General features: G+C 54.9%; 9 protein-coding genes. 1 reads left to right on the forward strand and 8 read right to left on the reverse strand.

What is annotated here, in order from left to right; genetic code table 11:
* Nucleotides 1-15: 15 nt before the first annotated feature.
* The 3 genes from alc to puuE form a co-directional block, all read right to left on the reverse strand.
* Complete coding sequence (alc, locus tag ACA069_RS09310) at nucleotides 16-1011, reverse strand: allantoicase (RefSeq protein WP_497617179.1); 996 nt, start codon at nucleotides 1009-1011, stop codon at nucleotides 16-18.
* Nucleotides 1012-1099: 88 nt separating this feature from the next.
* Complete coding sequence (gene uraD / locus ACA069_RS09315) at nucleotides 1100-1615, reverse strand: 2-oxo-4-hydroxy-4-carboxy-5-ureidoimidazoline decarboxylase (RefSeq protein ID WP_401269694.1); 516 nt, start codon at nucleotides 1613-1615, stop codon at nucleotides 1100-1102.
* Nucleotides 1612-2538 carry an allantoinase PuuE gene (gene puuE, locus ACA069_RS09320; protein ID WP_192564080.1) on the reverse strand — a complete coding sequence of 309 codons (927 nt, stop codon included), beginning with the start codon at nucleotides 2536-2538 and terminating at the stop codon, nucleotides 1612-1614. The genes uraD and puuE overlap by 4 nt, the downstream gene beginning before the upstream one ends.
* Nucleotides 2539-2970: 432 nt before the next feature.
* Here puuE and uraH point away from each other — a divergent pair, with 432 nt between their 5' ends.
* Nucleotides 2971-3324, forward strand: a complete 354-nt coding sequence (gene uraH / locus ACA069_RS09325) for a hydroxyisourate hydrolase (RefSeq protein ID WP_401269699.1) — start codon at nucleotides 2971-2973, stop codon at nucleotides 3322-3324.
* A 111-nt stretch (nucleotides 3325-3435) separates the two neighbouring features.
* Here uraH and ACA069_RS09330 read toward each other — a convergent pair whose 3' ends face one another.
* The 5 genes from ACA069_RS09330 to ACA069_RS09350 form a co-directional block, all read right to left on the reverse strand.
* Complete coding sequence (locus ACA069_RS09330; protein ID WP_497617181.1) at nucleotides 3436-6987, reverse strand: calcium-binding protein; 3552 nt, start codon at nucleotides 6985-6987, stop codon at nucleotides 3436-3438.
* 149 nt (nucleotides 6988-7136) lie between these two features.
* Nucleotides 7137-8918, reverse strand: coding sequence for a hypothetical protein (locus tag ACA069_RS09335; RefSeq protein ID WP_497617183.1), 1782 nt, complete (start codon nucleotides 8916-8918; stop codon nucleotides 7137-7139).
* A gap of 282 nt (nucleotides 8919-9200) precedes the next feature.
* Entirely contained in the window at nucleotides 9201-11120 is a 1920-nt protein-coding gene (locus ACA069_RS09340) for a hypothetical protein (RefSeq protein ID WP_497617185.1), read from the reverse strand.
* A gap of 44 nt (nucleotides 11121-11164) precedes the next feature.
* The gene (locus ACA069_RS09345; protein WP_497617186.1) at nucleotides 11165-13072 is read right to left on the reverse strand and encodes a hypothetical protein; all 1908 of its coding nucleotides are present in this window, start codon (nucleotides 13070-13072) and stop codon (nucleotides 11165-11167) included.
* Nucleotides 13073-13111: 39 nt separating this feature from the next.
* The gene (locus tag ACA069_RS09350) at nucleotides 13112-14608 is read right to left on the reverse strand and encodes a hypothetical protein (RefSeq protein ID WP_497617188.1); all 1497 of its coding nucleotides are present in this window, start codon (nucleotides 14606-14608) and stop codon (nucleotides 13112-13114) included.
* Nucleotides 14609-14689: the final 81 nt, after the last annotated feature.

Consider the following 14689-nt stretch of genomic DNA (forward strand, 5'->3'; position numbering starts at 1 on the left):
CCTACAGTCTCAGCATTACTTCGCGACCTTGCCGAGAACGCGCAAACGGCTCACACCACCATCCGGGAAAACGTTCAGACGGATGTGGGTGATCGGGCCCAGAGCCTTGATCTGCTCGGCGAAGGTGTGTTCGGCGTGCATTTCCAGTTTCTGTGCCGGCAGCAGTTCGCGCCAGAACAGCGACTGGGTTTCGATCTGGCTGTCGGTGCCGCCCTTGACGAACGCGCCCTGGATCGAGCAAGTGTCCGGGTAGTTGCCTTTGAAGTGCAGGGTGTCGACGACGATTTTTTCGATCTCGCCCGGGTGGCCCAGCGCGACGATTACCCAGTCATTGCCTGGCGTGCGACGACGAGCGGTTTCCCAGCCGTCGCCCATGTTGATACCACGGCCCGGGTTGAGGATGTTGCTCATGCGGCCGAAGTGTTCGTCGGAGCAGGCCAGCGCACGGCCACCGTTCAGAGCAGCCGCCAGGTCAACCTGTTCGTTGTCGCCAACAGCCGACCAGTCGCGGAACGGAATGCCGTACACACGCAGACGAGCAACACCGCCGTCCGGGTAGATGTTGAAGCGCAGGTGGCTGAAGGCTTTGTCGTTGCTGATTTCGTGGTAGTGGTGGCTATTGCCCTGCAGCTCGACGGCCGACAGCACTTCAGTCCACTGGGTGTTTTCATCAGGCTCGCCCGAGGCCAGGAAGCACGCTTCCATCGAGGCCGACGGCGGGAAGTTGCCGGTGAAGAATGAAGTGTCGATGTCTACGCCTTTGATCGAACCCGGTACGCCCAGGCGAATCACCGCGCTGTCGAAGCCTTCGAAGCGCTTGCGGCGCGACTCCCAGCCGTCCATCCACTTGCCGTTGTCATCGAACACGCCCTCCTTCCACACGGCCGGGGTTGGCTGAAACAGACGATTGGCGTCTGCGAACCAGTCATCGGTGACCGAGAGGATTTTGGTGCCCAGACGGGCATCGGCCAGGTTGACGAACTTCTCGAAAGGTACGGCGTAAGCTTTCATTCTTCTTGTCTGCCTTTAATAAGTTGGCTGGGGATGCTTGCAAGACCCTGGGTACTCTCCGCGTCTGATGTACTCGGGTCAGGCTTCGCTAGAGAGTCAGTAAACGGAACAGGGCGATCTTGTTGATCTCCGCCAGCGCACATTTGAATTCGGTGTCGACCGAGTTGTGAATGCGCGTTTCGAACGCCGCGAGGATCTGATGCCGGTTGCTGCCTTTTACCGCCATGATGAAGGGAAACTTGAACTTGGCTTTGTAAGCGTCGTTCAGCTCGGTGAAGCGAGAAAACTCTTCGGCCGTGCATTGGTGAATCCCCGCGCCCGACTGTTCTTCAGTACTGGCCGCGGTAAGCTGGCCCTGGACGGCGGCTTTGCCGGCCAGGTCCGGGTGAGCGTTGATCAAAGCCAACTGGCTGGCGTGATCGGCGCTCAACAGGATGTCGCTCATGCGCTGGTGCAGGGTTTCGATCTCGTCGATCGAGGCATCTGCGCCCAGGTCGTAGGCCTTTTCGGCCACCCATGGCGAATGTTCGTAGATGTCGGCGAAGGCGTTGACGAAGGCGTCGCGGCTCAGGGTCGACGGTTGCAGGGTTTGAAAGCGGCTCATTTGGCGGCCCCTTGGTACGGGTGGGTTTCGTGCCAGTGACGCGCGATGTCGACGCGACGGCTGAACCACACCTGTTCATGACTTTTGGCGTATTCGATAAAGCGCTTGAGCGAAGCGAGGCGACCCGGACGGCCGATCAGTCGGCAGTGCAGACCGATCGACAGCATCTTCGGTGCTTCTGCGCCTTCGGCGTAAAGCACGTCGAACGCATCTTTGAGGTATTCGAAGAAGTCGTCACCCTTGTTGAAACCCTGCACCTGAGTGAAGCGCATGTCGTTGGTGTCGAGGGTGTAAGGGATCACCAGATGTGGCTTGCCGGTCGGGTTGTTCGGTTCCCAGTAGGGCAGGTCGTCGTCATAGGTGTCGCAGTCGTAAAGGAATCCACCTTCTTCCATCACCAGACGACGGGTGTTCGGGCCGGTGCGGCCGGTGTACCAGCCCAGTGGGCGCTCGCCGGTCAGTTCGGTGAGGATGCGGATCGCTTCGAGCATATGCTCGCGTTCCTGCGCTTCGTCCATGTATTGGTAGTCGATCCAGCGGTAGCCGTGGCTGCAGATCTCGTGGCCGGCTTCGACCATCGCGCGGATCACGTCCGGGTGACGCTGGGCCGCCATGGCCACGGCAAAAATGGTCAGCGGAATGTCGAATTCCTTGAACAGTTTCAGAATCCGCCACACGCCGGCACGGCTGCCATACTCGTAAAGCGATTCCATGCTCATGTTGCGCGCGCCTTGCAGCGGCTGAGCAGCGACCATTTCAGAGAGGAAGGCTTCGGATTCTTTGTCGCCGTGCAAAATGTTGCGCTCGCCGCCTTCTTCGTAATTGAGTACGAAGGACAGGGCGATGCGGGCATTGCCCGGCCAGTGTGGGTGAGGAGGGTTACTGCCGTAACCGATCAGGTCGCGTGGGTAGTCAGCGCTCACTGCAGTCTTCCTTCTTATTCGTTGACAGATATTACGTGGCGGCCTGGCGGTGAGGTTGCAGGCTGGCGTCACAGCGATGGGCTGATTGTATACAACTTTATTCTCAATTTGTAAGCCTGATTTTTTGCATTTTTCACCGACTGTCATCTTTTACTGCTATCGGCGTGAACCTGCAAGAAACCTGCCTGACCAGTCAGCTAATGGATAGGAGGTTCAATGATCAGGCGCTGCGCTGGCAGATCCGCTGTAAACGCCCGGATGGCGGGGGTGGTGTGAAAAATGTCGTTTTTATTGTGTACAATTTTTTTGGAAAGTGTCTTAATCAATCGCTCGCCGCAGCTTTTCGTGCATCGAAAGGGTGCGGTCTCCTTTTCAACTGACTTCGGGAGGCGCGAAGTCTGACTGCTCTTTGCGGCCAGGCGCGCAGAATCAATGGGACGTTTGACAACACACGTTTTGGACGCTGCACATGGTTGCCCGGGCAGCTCGATCAAGGTCGAGCTGTACCGCGTTGAAGGTTCGCACCTGGAATTGGTCGCCAGCGCGATGACCAACAGTGACGGCCGGGTCGATGCGCCGCTGCTGCAAGGCGATGATTACCGTACCGGGGTTTATCAGGTGCAGTTCCATGCCGGCGATTACTACCGAGCCCGTGGGGTGCAACTGCCGGAGCCGGCATTTCTGGATGTGGTCGTGCTGCGCTTCGGCATCTCTGCCGAACAGGATCACTACCACGTACCCCTGCTGATTTCGCCTTACAGCTATTCCACGTACCGGGGCAGCTGACCCCCAAGCAGCTGCCCCCACCGGGAAGCGACTGCGCATATAGCTTCTTTGGTCTTTTGCCCGCTCACACTGCGGGCTTTTTTTATTTCAGTGATGGCGCATGACTAAAGCTCAGTTGTCAGGCAACGACAGTGTGAGCATATCCGGCGTCTGGTGGGTGCAGCGGCCAAATATCTTCAGGTCGGCATTGGTTATTGTCCGAGACTTGTTACTTTCCAGGATCCATTTGCGCTCTGGCATGCTGTATTTGAGTTTTCCTCGGGTGCCATCGGTCATCGCAACATTGCGGACTTCGAGGACACTTTGCGCAATGGCAGAAAACTCTTCGGGCACATCGGCTGTAGCGTCGGTGGGTGACTCAAAGTATCTGGCGTCCAGGCGGTTGATATAAATTCTGTCGAAAGAAAGGTCTACGGTATGCACCACGCCCTTTGGTCCGATGACAAAAATCTCGTCAATAAGATCGTCGGCACCGTATTGAGGTAAATGCACAGTGGTGTTTCCGATATACAGTTTGTTATCCGCCAGGACGATGTTGAATTCACCGAGTTGTGTGGCGTCGAGCTCCCAGGTGGAGGAATGGTTCAGTTGGCTGCTTGCGGTGGCCAGACCGCCGGGCGTCGAAATCCGCAGCACCCTGTTCGCGCTCAGATGGATAAGATAAGTAGCTCCCGCTCCTTCAATGTTATCGATGGCAGTCTGTTTGGCGAGAGGCAGTAGCCTGGAGCAAGAGGAAATGTGATCCAGCTCTAGCGCCAGGGTTTGGGGGATCTCAAAAACCGCATTGTCTTTGACCCGTATCGGGAAGCGTAAGTCGTGGCTGGTCAGCGTATTGCCAGCCACGTTGGGCTTATAGTGCGCGGGAGGTTTGGCATAGTCCGCTTCAAGAATCAGGGTGTGGGCTTTTCCATCCCGGAACACCAGCATGTATCCATGAGTTGAAACATTGGCCGCCGCTTTTACCAGTGCAGCGTCGAGTGTCGTGTCTGCGTATTGGCTAACGCCGGCGATTTGCAACAGGTTTTTGCCGAAGTAAAACAGAAAATCGATTGAGACATTAACCTTGTCGTTACCGGCGGCGGCATTCATTTCAATGGACGGAGTCGTCGCAAAGGCTGCATGAGCGCTCGTCAGCTCGGAAAAGTCGTAGTCGAGAAAGATTCGGGTACCGTAATAGGAGTCAGGGTGACTCCCGGTTATAAATTGAGTGTGCGGGTTGAATCGCTGGACGTAGTAATGGGTGTTCTGGTTGGTGGGCACTTTGCACACTGTTTCATGGACAATGGTGGTTTTTTCGGGACGGCCCACCTTGGTGATTTCTGCGCTTATCTCAAACGGGTCATCGTGTTGCATTTTTTCAGGCAGATCGGGTTTCAAGTAGTAGCCATCTCTGGTGATGATGGTCAATTTGTCATTGTTCAAAACCCTGTGGCCTTCGGATGTTTTGTAGACATTGTCAATCGCTATGATGCTTCTGCGGCCATAGTGAAAATCGAACTGCAGCGTTATCAGAAGGCGAAGTCTGTCCACCTTCCACTTCTCGATGTGGTCCATTCGCCAGCCCAGCGAGATATAGCTTTCATCAACACCATCATCGCTAATGAGCACTGAGCCCTGCGCAAGGTCCACGTGATAAAAATCCGTTCCGGCTTCACCAAAGGCCGTTGCATTGTTCTTGAGCAGATAAAGCGTGTCGTTACCGGCGCCGGCGTAGATTTTGTCTGCGCCTCTTGATGTGATCACGTTGGCTTCTTTAGTGCCCGTGACAATACTTTTTCCATCATTGAGCGTCTGAACGTTTTCAATGTTTTCGAGCAGTGCCTTGAAAGAATAACTGTCTCCATCCTCGACTGCCGGATCCGCATTGGGTGTGTAGATTTGCAGGGTGCCCGCCGTCAGGTCGATGTCATATCCCCGTCCCTCAGCGGGAAATGACTGCTTGCCATCCAGTATCAATGTATCGCTGCCGGCGCCCCCTTTCAGTCTGGAGAACTCAGCGCTCTCAACCGGCCTCTCGATTGCTTGCGCGGCATTTTGGACAATGAATTTGTCATCCTTTTCACCCCCGGTCAGAGTCTTTGTCCCCTCTGCGTAATAAAAGGCATTGGGCTTTTTCTCGACACCCGTGACCGTATCCTTGCCATCACCGATCATCCACAGGATGCCTTTGTCTTCTCCTGGCGTACCGAGCACAGCACCGGGTGTCTGGGCTGTAACGCCGGCTCGTGCGTCAATCGTATCGTCAAGACCTACGACCTCGGGGACGTAGACGATCGGCATGGTTTCTACGCCCCACCAGTGCTTTACGCGTTCACGTCGTTTCTTGAGGCGGTCTTCGTAGCGGCCGTGCACGACCGCCTCGATGGTGTCCTTTTGAGTCTCGTCGAGTATCTTTCTGGCCGTCGTTGTCAGTCGTTTGGCGGTTTCGATTTTGGCTTTGGCCAGTTCGTAGCGATTTTTGATGTCTTGATCGATATCCATCAACGGCACAAACGAGAACCAGCCGGTGCGCCAGCGTTCTTCAACGGTGAGTTCAATGTAGTCGTCGATTTCATCCACCATGCGCACGGCGCCGTAGATCTGCGAGCCGATCGCCATGAGCGCACCAGCGGCCAGGCCGACCGGCCCTGCGAACGAAAAGCCGGCCAGGGCGGCGGTACCCAGAATGACCGTCATGGCGGCACTGGCGATGTTCAAACCGGCGCTGACGTAATGATCAATGGCTTGTTTGCCGGTTTTATTGCTGGCGGCGTTGAATTCTCTGACAGCACTGTAGATATCGAACGGCAACGTCAGCGCACCGCCGACAAGTCCCCCTGAACGCCCCAGCCTGATTCCGACCCGGGTTTTGGCGAAATCCTTCAAGGCGCCACTGCCTGCTTCGATCATGCGTTGACCGGCTTTGGTGACGGCTACGTCGGTGATAATCGAACCGACCTCTGTCCCGATGCCGATGCTGTTAAAGATGATTTCATCCTTGTCATTCTTTTTGACGGCATCGTAAATACCGCGAATGCCCATGAATATGCCAAAGGCCTGAATGCCGACGCTGGCGCCGACCGTGGAATGGTTTTTGATGATGATCCAGCTCGGGCTGCTCTGCTTTTTTGAATAGCTCAGACGCAGATCCAGGTTCTGTGCCGAGTTGAGAAGACGAGACATTTTCTGCGAGTAACCGACCTCCCCGACGTTCACACCGGTGTCATTCCTTATGACCGGCGGGGCCGTGTGCGGGCGCAGGCAGGCCATCTCGTATAACAGGGAGGGCAGTAAATAATCGTCGCCGAAAGTGGACACTTTCATGCGCTTCTCGATTTCGGGATAACTGAGTTGCAGGGCGTTGACGAACGATCGGCTGGGTGTACGAAACTGGGTGTTATGGCCGGTCAGCGGTTGGCCATCAATAGTCGCACCCAATGCATCCAGGCCTCGACGAGTAATGGTGTAGGGGCCGATCTTGAACGGCCCAAACAGGTCGTCGAGCATCTTGAGCTGGCCGGGTTTGCGGGCGCTATTTTCGGGTTCTGGGTTTGCACTGTCGCTCTTGATGTCAGGCGCGAAGTCGATAGTCGATGAAGTGCGCTCATTAGCATGATTACCAATATCAAAAACTTCGACGGTTTCGTCTTTTGCATAGGTATTAATGGGCAGGGGGATTGACATGTAAACATCCTTGTTCGGTGTTGCAAGTTATAAGTCGATGAGAATAGGGGGTGATGCAAGCGAGAAAATAATTCTCTCGCTTGTTTCGGCTGATTTTTTTTGAATGGTTTCTATTGGCTGCCGTTTTGCGTAGCAGCCGGTTGGATCAATCAATCGAATTTTGTGATGACAAGGCTGCCTTGTCCGGAAGGTAGGATATTGAAACTTCCAAGTAAGTAGAAGATTTTATTCTTCTCAACATGTTTTCGCAGGGTAAGTGCGTCATTATGATTGATTTGGTTTTTCAGTGCTTTTGAATAAACCCACTCTGTCGGATTTACCCTGTATGTTCTGCCTTCATGAAAAGGACTGAATAACATAAGGAATATATTGTCGACGCCTGCTCGTCTAAACATCAGTGCGTCCCTTTGTGTTTGGCGAAAAGATTCAAATATATTGTAACCTTGATTTTCCAGAGCCGCTTTGAACACGGCTCTCGGTGAACTGCCGTTTATTGCTCTTTTCCACTGCACTGGCATACGCTGCGAATCAAAGTCAATCCGGTAGAGCCCTTCAGCAGAAAAGGGTGGCATATACATGAAGCCTGTCGCGTCCTTTGGCAGCGGAGGCATGAGAGCCAATGGATCGATCAATTCCTGACGGTTGACGTTTTGAACGTCAAGATTCCTGGATCGGTCTGTCCAGTAGTTAAACGTATCAAACAAATCATTGAGGCCGTAACCATTCATCTCTTCAGAATGATTGGCTCGCTTGAACATAAGACGTGCGGTCTCGTTTGCCGAATGATCCGACATATAAGGAAATTTATCGGCAACATAGCGGGCGAACGGTTTTTTGAATGGATGACCGTCTACGACCCTCCAGTCAGGTTCTGTGGTGACTGCGTGATTTTGCTTTATCTTCACCGCGCCTCTGGGTTGTAACTCCGGCATGACACGTAGCATCTGTTCGAACGCGTCGAAACGTTCAGCGGCGAAACGTGGTGGTTTGATAAAGACTAGAGCGTCATCGGCATGTCCCGCCTGAGGGACTATCGGAAAGTATTTTCCTTCGATTTTGATAGCGTCACTGATGTGTGGTCTGGTGGTGTTTCCCCAGGCGCGCCAGTCGCCGCTACGCAGATCCGCAGCGTCTGATTCGCCATCCATTCTCGGTCGTTTACCTGGCACTGCCGTTGGTTCATCGGTTTCAGAAGCTGCCCGGCGATTATCCGGTGGCACCGTGTGCACGGTCTTGCGGCGCCAGAGCTGTGTTCCCGGTATTTGCTCAAGCACAGAGCCAGACGCCGTCCGTTCTCCAGCAAAGGTCTGTTGATAATGGCCGTCGGGGTTTTTACGAACCATGACGGTTCCCTCCGCCAGATCGACATAGCTTTTCTTGAACTTGTCATAACGCACGCCGTCGGTCGTGCTGTGTGCACTCGTCAACAGTGCTGCCAGATGCGGGGGGAGGAGGATCGATGCTTGTGACGGCGCGCCTGCCACTGCAGGTTGCGTACTGTTTCCCTGCTCTGACGTTCGCCCATACCAGTCTGCCTCGACACGCCAGCGAGCCTGCCCTTCGATTTTCCTCAATATCGGTGGCGTAACACCCGGGGCGTCGGGCCAGGGAATCTGGTAGTCACCGTTGCTGTTGAGTTCGGCACGGTAATAGCCTCCTTCTTCCAAGTGTGCATAGAACTCACCTCTTGGGCTGACGTAAAACCCGTCGATCGACGCGTGGGGCTGCAATAGATGATTCTGCAGGGCCGGCCATGAAATCTCTCTGAGGTTGGTATTGAGATCCGTCATGACCGGATCCGTGATACGGGTTACAACGACACGCGGTGCAATGTCGTCGTTACCCGCCAACGTGGGTGTGGAAGTGTCGGATACTCGCTCACCTGCGGATATGGGCGGATTTGAACTATCAATGTTGACACGGTTGGCCACAGTTTGATCCTGTACAGGTCTGGATGTTTGGGATGTATCGCTGTAATGACTTCCCGTTATCGATTTGGGTGGTTTGGTCATTGACGTTGACCTCTGATGATCTGCTGTTTATCCAGGGCGTCGTTAATTGACGCTCTGGCGGTTTCCGTCTTTTGCGTTTATCAATCTCCACTCGGCAACAGTTAACCGGCGCAGCGTTATCGCTACGAGCCGTAGTGCTTCATGTAAATTGATAACCGCTGTTGTAATTGACGTTTGCTGTGGTTTTATATGGAAAGCAGGTCAGCCCTCTCTGACGATAAAGAGTGTTGTAAGTTGCTGAGTCTGTTTTTGAATGCCCCCCATCAGATAGACGACCTTTTGTTCATCGATATAGGTGGCCAAGTCCTTTTGTTGTTCGCCCATACGGATTTGCAAAGCAGACTCACTCAAATGTGAAGCGGGGAGAGCCTTGCGCTGTATCTGTTTGCCGATAACTTTCGGGAAGGTCAGTACAAAGACGCTGTTGATTTTTTCTCGATGAAACAACAACGTATTTTCGCCCAGATGAGGCGACGTTTCGTTGATGAGGTAACCGTTTTGCGTCAATACAGCGCTGAACAAACTCCGCAAGTCATGTGTTGTCGGTAGCACGGCGTGGTCAATCCAGTGCTGAGCAAATTGTCCGGGATCGAAGTCCAGGCGTTGTAATCCCTCACCTAGCGATGAAGGCATGCTCAATGACAGGTCGTCTGCATTCGGCGGCGGGAGTTTGCGTAACATCGTGAGCGGGTCAGCCAATTCTCGTCGTTGAACCGGGTTGTTCTTCCTGTCGGCCCAGAATCTAAATGTCTGGTTCAATACCGCTAGGCCATGACCGTTGATAACTTCGGATCGGTTAGCCTGATTAAACATGGCTCGAGCAAGTGAACGTGTAGATTCAGTCGACAGATATTTGAAATGCGTCGAAATGTAATTTGTGAGGGGCATTTCGAACGGTACACGTTTGCTCAGGACACACCATTTTTTATCGACTTTAACCGCCCATTTTGGCTGTAACGCCGGGTCAGTTCCGAGCATGTGTTCGAAGGCGTCATATAAGCCAGGTGAAAATTGCGGGTGTTTCACATACACCAGTCGGGTGTCGGCGTTAATGTTCTGAATCACTACTGGGTAGTGAAGATTGTCTATTTCAATGTGCATCTCTAGCGGCGCTCTGGTCGTCTTGCCCCAAGTGCGCCATTGCTCGAAAGACGGATCAAGTGCAGCGTCGCTGGATGAAATCAAACTCTGGGTAAGTGCTTGTGTATCGGTTGCACTGTCTGCATCGTCGCCCAAAAAGAGCCGTTTACTTGGACCCGGCGCGGGATTCGTTTCAGTTGCCGGCCGACGTCTGTCCAGACGCAATGTATCTTGAGTACCCGAAGCGTGCGGTGTTTTAAGGCGCCATTGTTTTGTTCCGGCAATCCGTTCAAGCAATGCACCGGAGGGGCGGCGCTCCCTGGCGAAGGTCTGCTGATAGTTACCGTCAGCATTTTTACTCACCATGACAGTGCCGTCGGGTGTATCGACATAGGTTTTACGATGTTTGTCATAGCGGATTCCATCGCTGGAATCCGCCGCTTGAGAAAGCCGTGCCGCCAGATCCGGATCAAGGTATTTGGTTGCGTTCACTGTCATCGGTGATGGCACGGTCGGGACATGGGGTAGTACGTCTGACTGCGGTGTCAGCCAATCCGGTTTTTCCAGGCGCCAAAGCGGCTGGTCTTTTATTTTGCTCACGAACGGGCCAGGCGAGCCGGGGGCGAAGTCGAAGGGAATCTGATAGCGGCCATCGGCTTGGCGTTCAACCAGAAAATGGCCGTCGCTTTCGATATGGGCATAAATTCTGCCGTCCGAGCTGATGAACAGACCTCCGTCAGGATCCAGTGGCATCAACAAATGCGAGCGATCGGCGGGCCAGGTTATCGAGCGCAATACGTCGTCGAGTGATAGCGGGCGGGTTGAAGGTATTTCACTGACGGTTACAGAAGGCTGATGTGTCAATTCGTCGGACGCCCCCTCGGGCGTGAGGTCGAGAGTTTGATCAACGCGCGCACGCATCGTATCGATACCCGCGATATCCGTGCGGTTGACGTCGGGCGAATTCACGGCCACAGGATCGGTCTTGGCGGGGGAATCAGGCAGAGGGGTGCCTGGTTTTTTTTTCGGAGGTTTAGCCATTCAGGACACTCTCTTTCGTGTTGGTTTTCGGTTGCGCATCGGTCTCAGCCTTCTCTGACGATGAATAGATATGTCTGTTGCGCAGAGACTTTTTGAGTGCCGCCCACGAGATAGACGACCTTGCCGGGTTCGAGCATGTGCTTCCATTCGGATTTCTCGAGCGTGGCTCTAAGTGCCGGTGCATTCAGTTCCTCGCCCGGTTCCATCAGGCGCTGGACTGTGCCGTCCGGGGCGCTGGGGCGGAATCGCAACACGAATACAACGTCCAGATTGCTGCGCTTGAACAACAAGGCATCCTCGCTGAACAACCGACTGGTGCGATCGACCTCATAACCGTTGTGCTGCAGAATTTCGCTGAAGACACCGCGCAGGCTGGAACCGGGGGTATTCATGGCATCACGCCATCGCTGATCAAACATTTGCGTATCGAAGTCGATGCGCTCCAGAGCCGTGGCATGGGGCGAGGGCAGCAACAGTGTCTGGCTAAGCACGCCGGGTTGCAGGGGCAGGACCGGAAGCATCATCAGCGGGTCAGCGAGTTCGCGGCGGGGGGCCGTGGCAAGGGAGCGGTTTTCCCAGTGATAGAAGGTGTCAAACAGCACCCGCAACCCTTCACCGTTGATGACATCACTGTGGTTGGCCTCATTGAACGCTGCTCTGGCGAGGGTGCTCGAGGAGTGATCCGACAAGTACTTGAAGGATTTGGCAACAGACTGAGTCAGCGATCTGCCAAACGCGGGGAGTTCCACCACCGTCCATGTGTGATCATTTCTAACCGCCCATTTCGGCTGCAGTGACGGGTTGTGGTTAAGCATCCGCTCGAATGCGTCGTATCGACCCGGAGAAAAGAGCGGGTTTTCCAGGTACACCAAGGTCGTTTCGACCGACACGCGTTGCGGCACGATCACATAATGCTGACCGTCTATTTCTATGGAATCCTGCCATTCTGGCTTGAAGGTTTTCCCCCAGTTTCTCCAGTGTCCTGCGGGCCCGGCATGCGCGAGCGGTGTGGCATCAGGCAACGGCACGGTCAATGGCTGTGTGTGGCGTTGCTCGTTATCTTCAGTCAGGTGTGGGCGTTTGCTTGGGCCGGGCGTCGGTTCGTCGATGACAACAGCTGACCGTTCATGAGTTCTTCGTGACGTGCCAGGCGGCCGGTAAGGTTCCGGCGTTTTTACCCGCCACCGTTTTGTGCCCGGAGAAGGCTCGACAACTGCGCCAGGTGAAGACCGCTCGCGGGCAGAGGCTTGCCGATAATGACCGGCCGGATCCCTGCGCACCAGGAAGGTGGTTCCGTCCTCCATGTCGACATAGGTGGCGCCCCGTTTGTCGTAACGAAGCCCGTCCGCCGTGTTCTGGGCATTTGTCAGCCAGGCGACCTGTGCAATCGGCAAGGGTAGGGGGGGCTGCGGATCAGACGGTGATTCAACTGCCAGCGCACGATCAGCCTCTACCCCGTGACTCGGTCGGTTCGCTGTCTCGGGGCGCCAGAGAGGTTGCCCCTCGATCTGTTTCAGGAACGGACCCGACTCCCCCAGATTTTGCGGCCAGAACACCCGATAGCGCCCATCCGGCTGGCGTATGACTTGAAGGTAGCCTTCGCCTGCCACGTGAGCATAAGTGCCGCCCTCCGGGCTCTGGAAAAGGCCGCTGCCGGTTGTGCGCAACAGGTGGGTTTTATCGGCAGGCCAGGTAATCGCGCTCATATTGATCTCCAGTAATCTGGCGATCGAATCCGGCAATGTACTGACCGTTACCGTTGGCGACCGGTCCGTCCCGGTTTGCGCAACATCTCCTGAAACCTCTGGCGCGCGAACACTGCCAGGGATCGCGGGATCGGGAATCTGCGCTACAAGACGGTCGCCCGCAGATGGGTCCGATACGGCCCTTGTGGTGGTCGGTGAAGTATCGGATGAGGGGGTTACGAGAATTTTCTTTGGCGGCTTTGCCATCCTTGGCGCTCCTTTCGGTTAATGAGTCTGTGTTCGCGATTACCCTTCTCTAACCATGAAGAGCGTCGGTTCACCCGACTCCTTCAATTGCGTTCCTCCCATCAAATAAACGACCTCGTTTTGCGCAAGATGAGTGTTCAATGCCTGCTGTGCAGCGGCACTCAGTCTCGCCTGGAATACCGTGCTGGAAATTTCGGAACCTGGTAGCGAGTTTCGGGGGATCGAATTCCCGGTAATACGCGGCAGTTTCAACACGAATACCGCAGGTATGCCTTCGCGGTGAAAGATCAATGCTCCCTCTTGCAGGGCGCGTGTTTTCGGGTTGACGCTGTACCCGTTGTCTTGCAGAACGGTAATAAACAACGAGCGCAAGTTGGCAGGCGTAGCGGCCGAAACGTATGCGTTCCATTTTGTGGAGAACATTTGCGGATCAAAGTCGATACGTAAAAATGCTTCGGCGGAGGATGAGGGGAGTGTCAGGATACCGCCGGAAAACAGTCTGTCGGGCTGTGTCGGCAACTTGGGCAGAAGCATCAACGGGTCCAGCAGGCTTCGCGCTGGCGGCGCATCGTTATTGACGCGATCAACCCAGTGTCGAAATGTCAGAACCATCATCGACAGTGCATGATTGGTTACCGCTCCGGACTGCGTGCTGTGATCAAACACGGCGCGTGCGATGGTGTTTGAGCAATGATTTGATAAGTATTTGAAGGCACCGGCAACGTATTGCGTCATTGGCATTTCAAAAGGGGGATGGCTTTCCAGGACGCTCCATTGGCCGTTGCGCTTGAGCGCCCACTTCGGTTGGCGTGAAGGCTCATTGCGCAGCATGTTTTCAAACGCGTCATAGCTCTCAGGTGCAAATCCCGGATGTTGCAAATAGACAAGACCGGTGTCGGGTTGACCGCCCCGGGATACGATCTGGTAGTGGGCGCCGTCTATTTCTACCGAATCGCCATTTTCGGGGCGGGTCGCTTTTGCCCAGTTTCTCCACTGGCCAGAGGATAGATCCAGTGCGACGGGCTGCCGGGAAAACAGTGTTTCCATGAGCGCGTCGGTGCTCGCGGTGTCACTGCTGGCCGACTCCTGTCGCGGCCGTTTGCTTGGGCCGGCAATCGCCTCAGTGGTTTCGACAGGTGAAGAATCAACGTCGGGCTGTGGACGTTTTGCGCCCGTGTTGGTCGGCTCTTTTAAGCGCCAGAGTCGGGTTCCGGGCATCTGTTCGAGCAAGGCTCCCGTGGGGCTGGACTCACCGGGATGCGTGTGTCGAACACTGCCGTCGGTGGCCTTGCTGATCATCACGGTTCCGCCCTCCATATCGACATAGGGCGTACCGTGTTTGCCGTAGCGGATGCCTTCAGGTGAGTTTTCAGCACTTGTCAGCAGGGCAGCCATCTCCGCGAAAATGAATTCAGGTGGGCGCGGATCAGTGCTGCCGGACACATCGATATTGATCGCCTGATGTGTTGCCGAGTCTTGTGCGCCGTCCGCCGTGCGCGATTGACGTGCAGGCGAAAGTTGTTGGGGTTCCTGCATGCGGCTCACGATAACGCTTGGGCGCTGGCCAAGTGTCTCTGACAGAACTGCTGAGGTAGAGGACCCGGGTGTCGGATCACT

The organism is Pseudomonas sp. LBUM1652 (genome assembly GCF_059716105.1).

Excerpts from the sequence above, each read along its gene's own strand:
- alc (WP_497617179.1), bottom strand. The coding sequence starts at position 1,011 with ATGAAAGCTTACGCCGTACCTTTCGAGAAGTTCGTCAACCTGGCCGAT.
- uraD (WP_401269694.1), bottom strand. The coding sequence starts at position 1,615 with ATGAGCCGCTTTCAAACCCTGCAACCGTCGACCCTGAGCCGCGACGCC.
- uraH (WP_401269699.1), top strand. The coding sequence starts at position 2,971 with ATGGGACGTTTGACAACACACGTTTTGGACGCTGCACATGGTTGCCCG.
- ACA069_RS09330 (WP_497617181.1), bottom strand. The coding sequence starts at position 6,987 with ATGTCAATCCCCCTGCCCATTAATACCTATGCAAAAGACGAAACCGTC.
- ACA069_RS09340 (WP_497617185.1), bottom strand. The coding sequence starts at position 11,120 with ATGGCTAAACCTCCGAAAAAAAAACCAGGCACCCCTCTGCCTGATTCC.
- ACA069_RS09345 (WP_497617186.1), bottom strand. The coding sequence starts at position 13,072 with ATGGCAAAGCCGCCAAAGAAAATTCTCGTAACCCCCTCATCCGATACT.
- ACA069_RS09350 (WP_497617188.1), bottom strand. The coding sequence starts at position 14,608 with ATGCAGGAACCCCAACAACTTTCGCCTGCACGTCAATCGCGCACGGCG.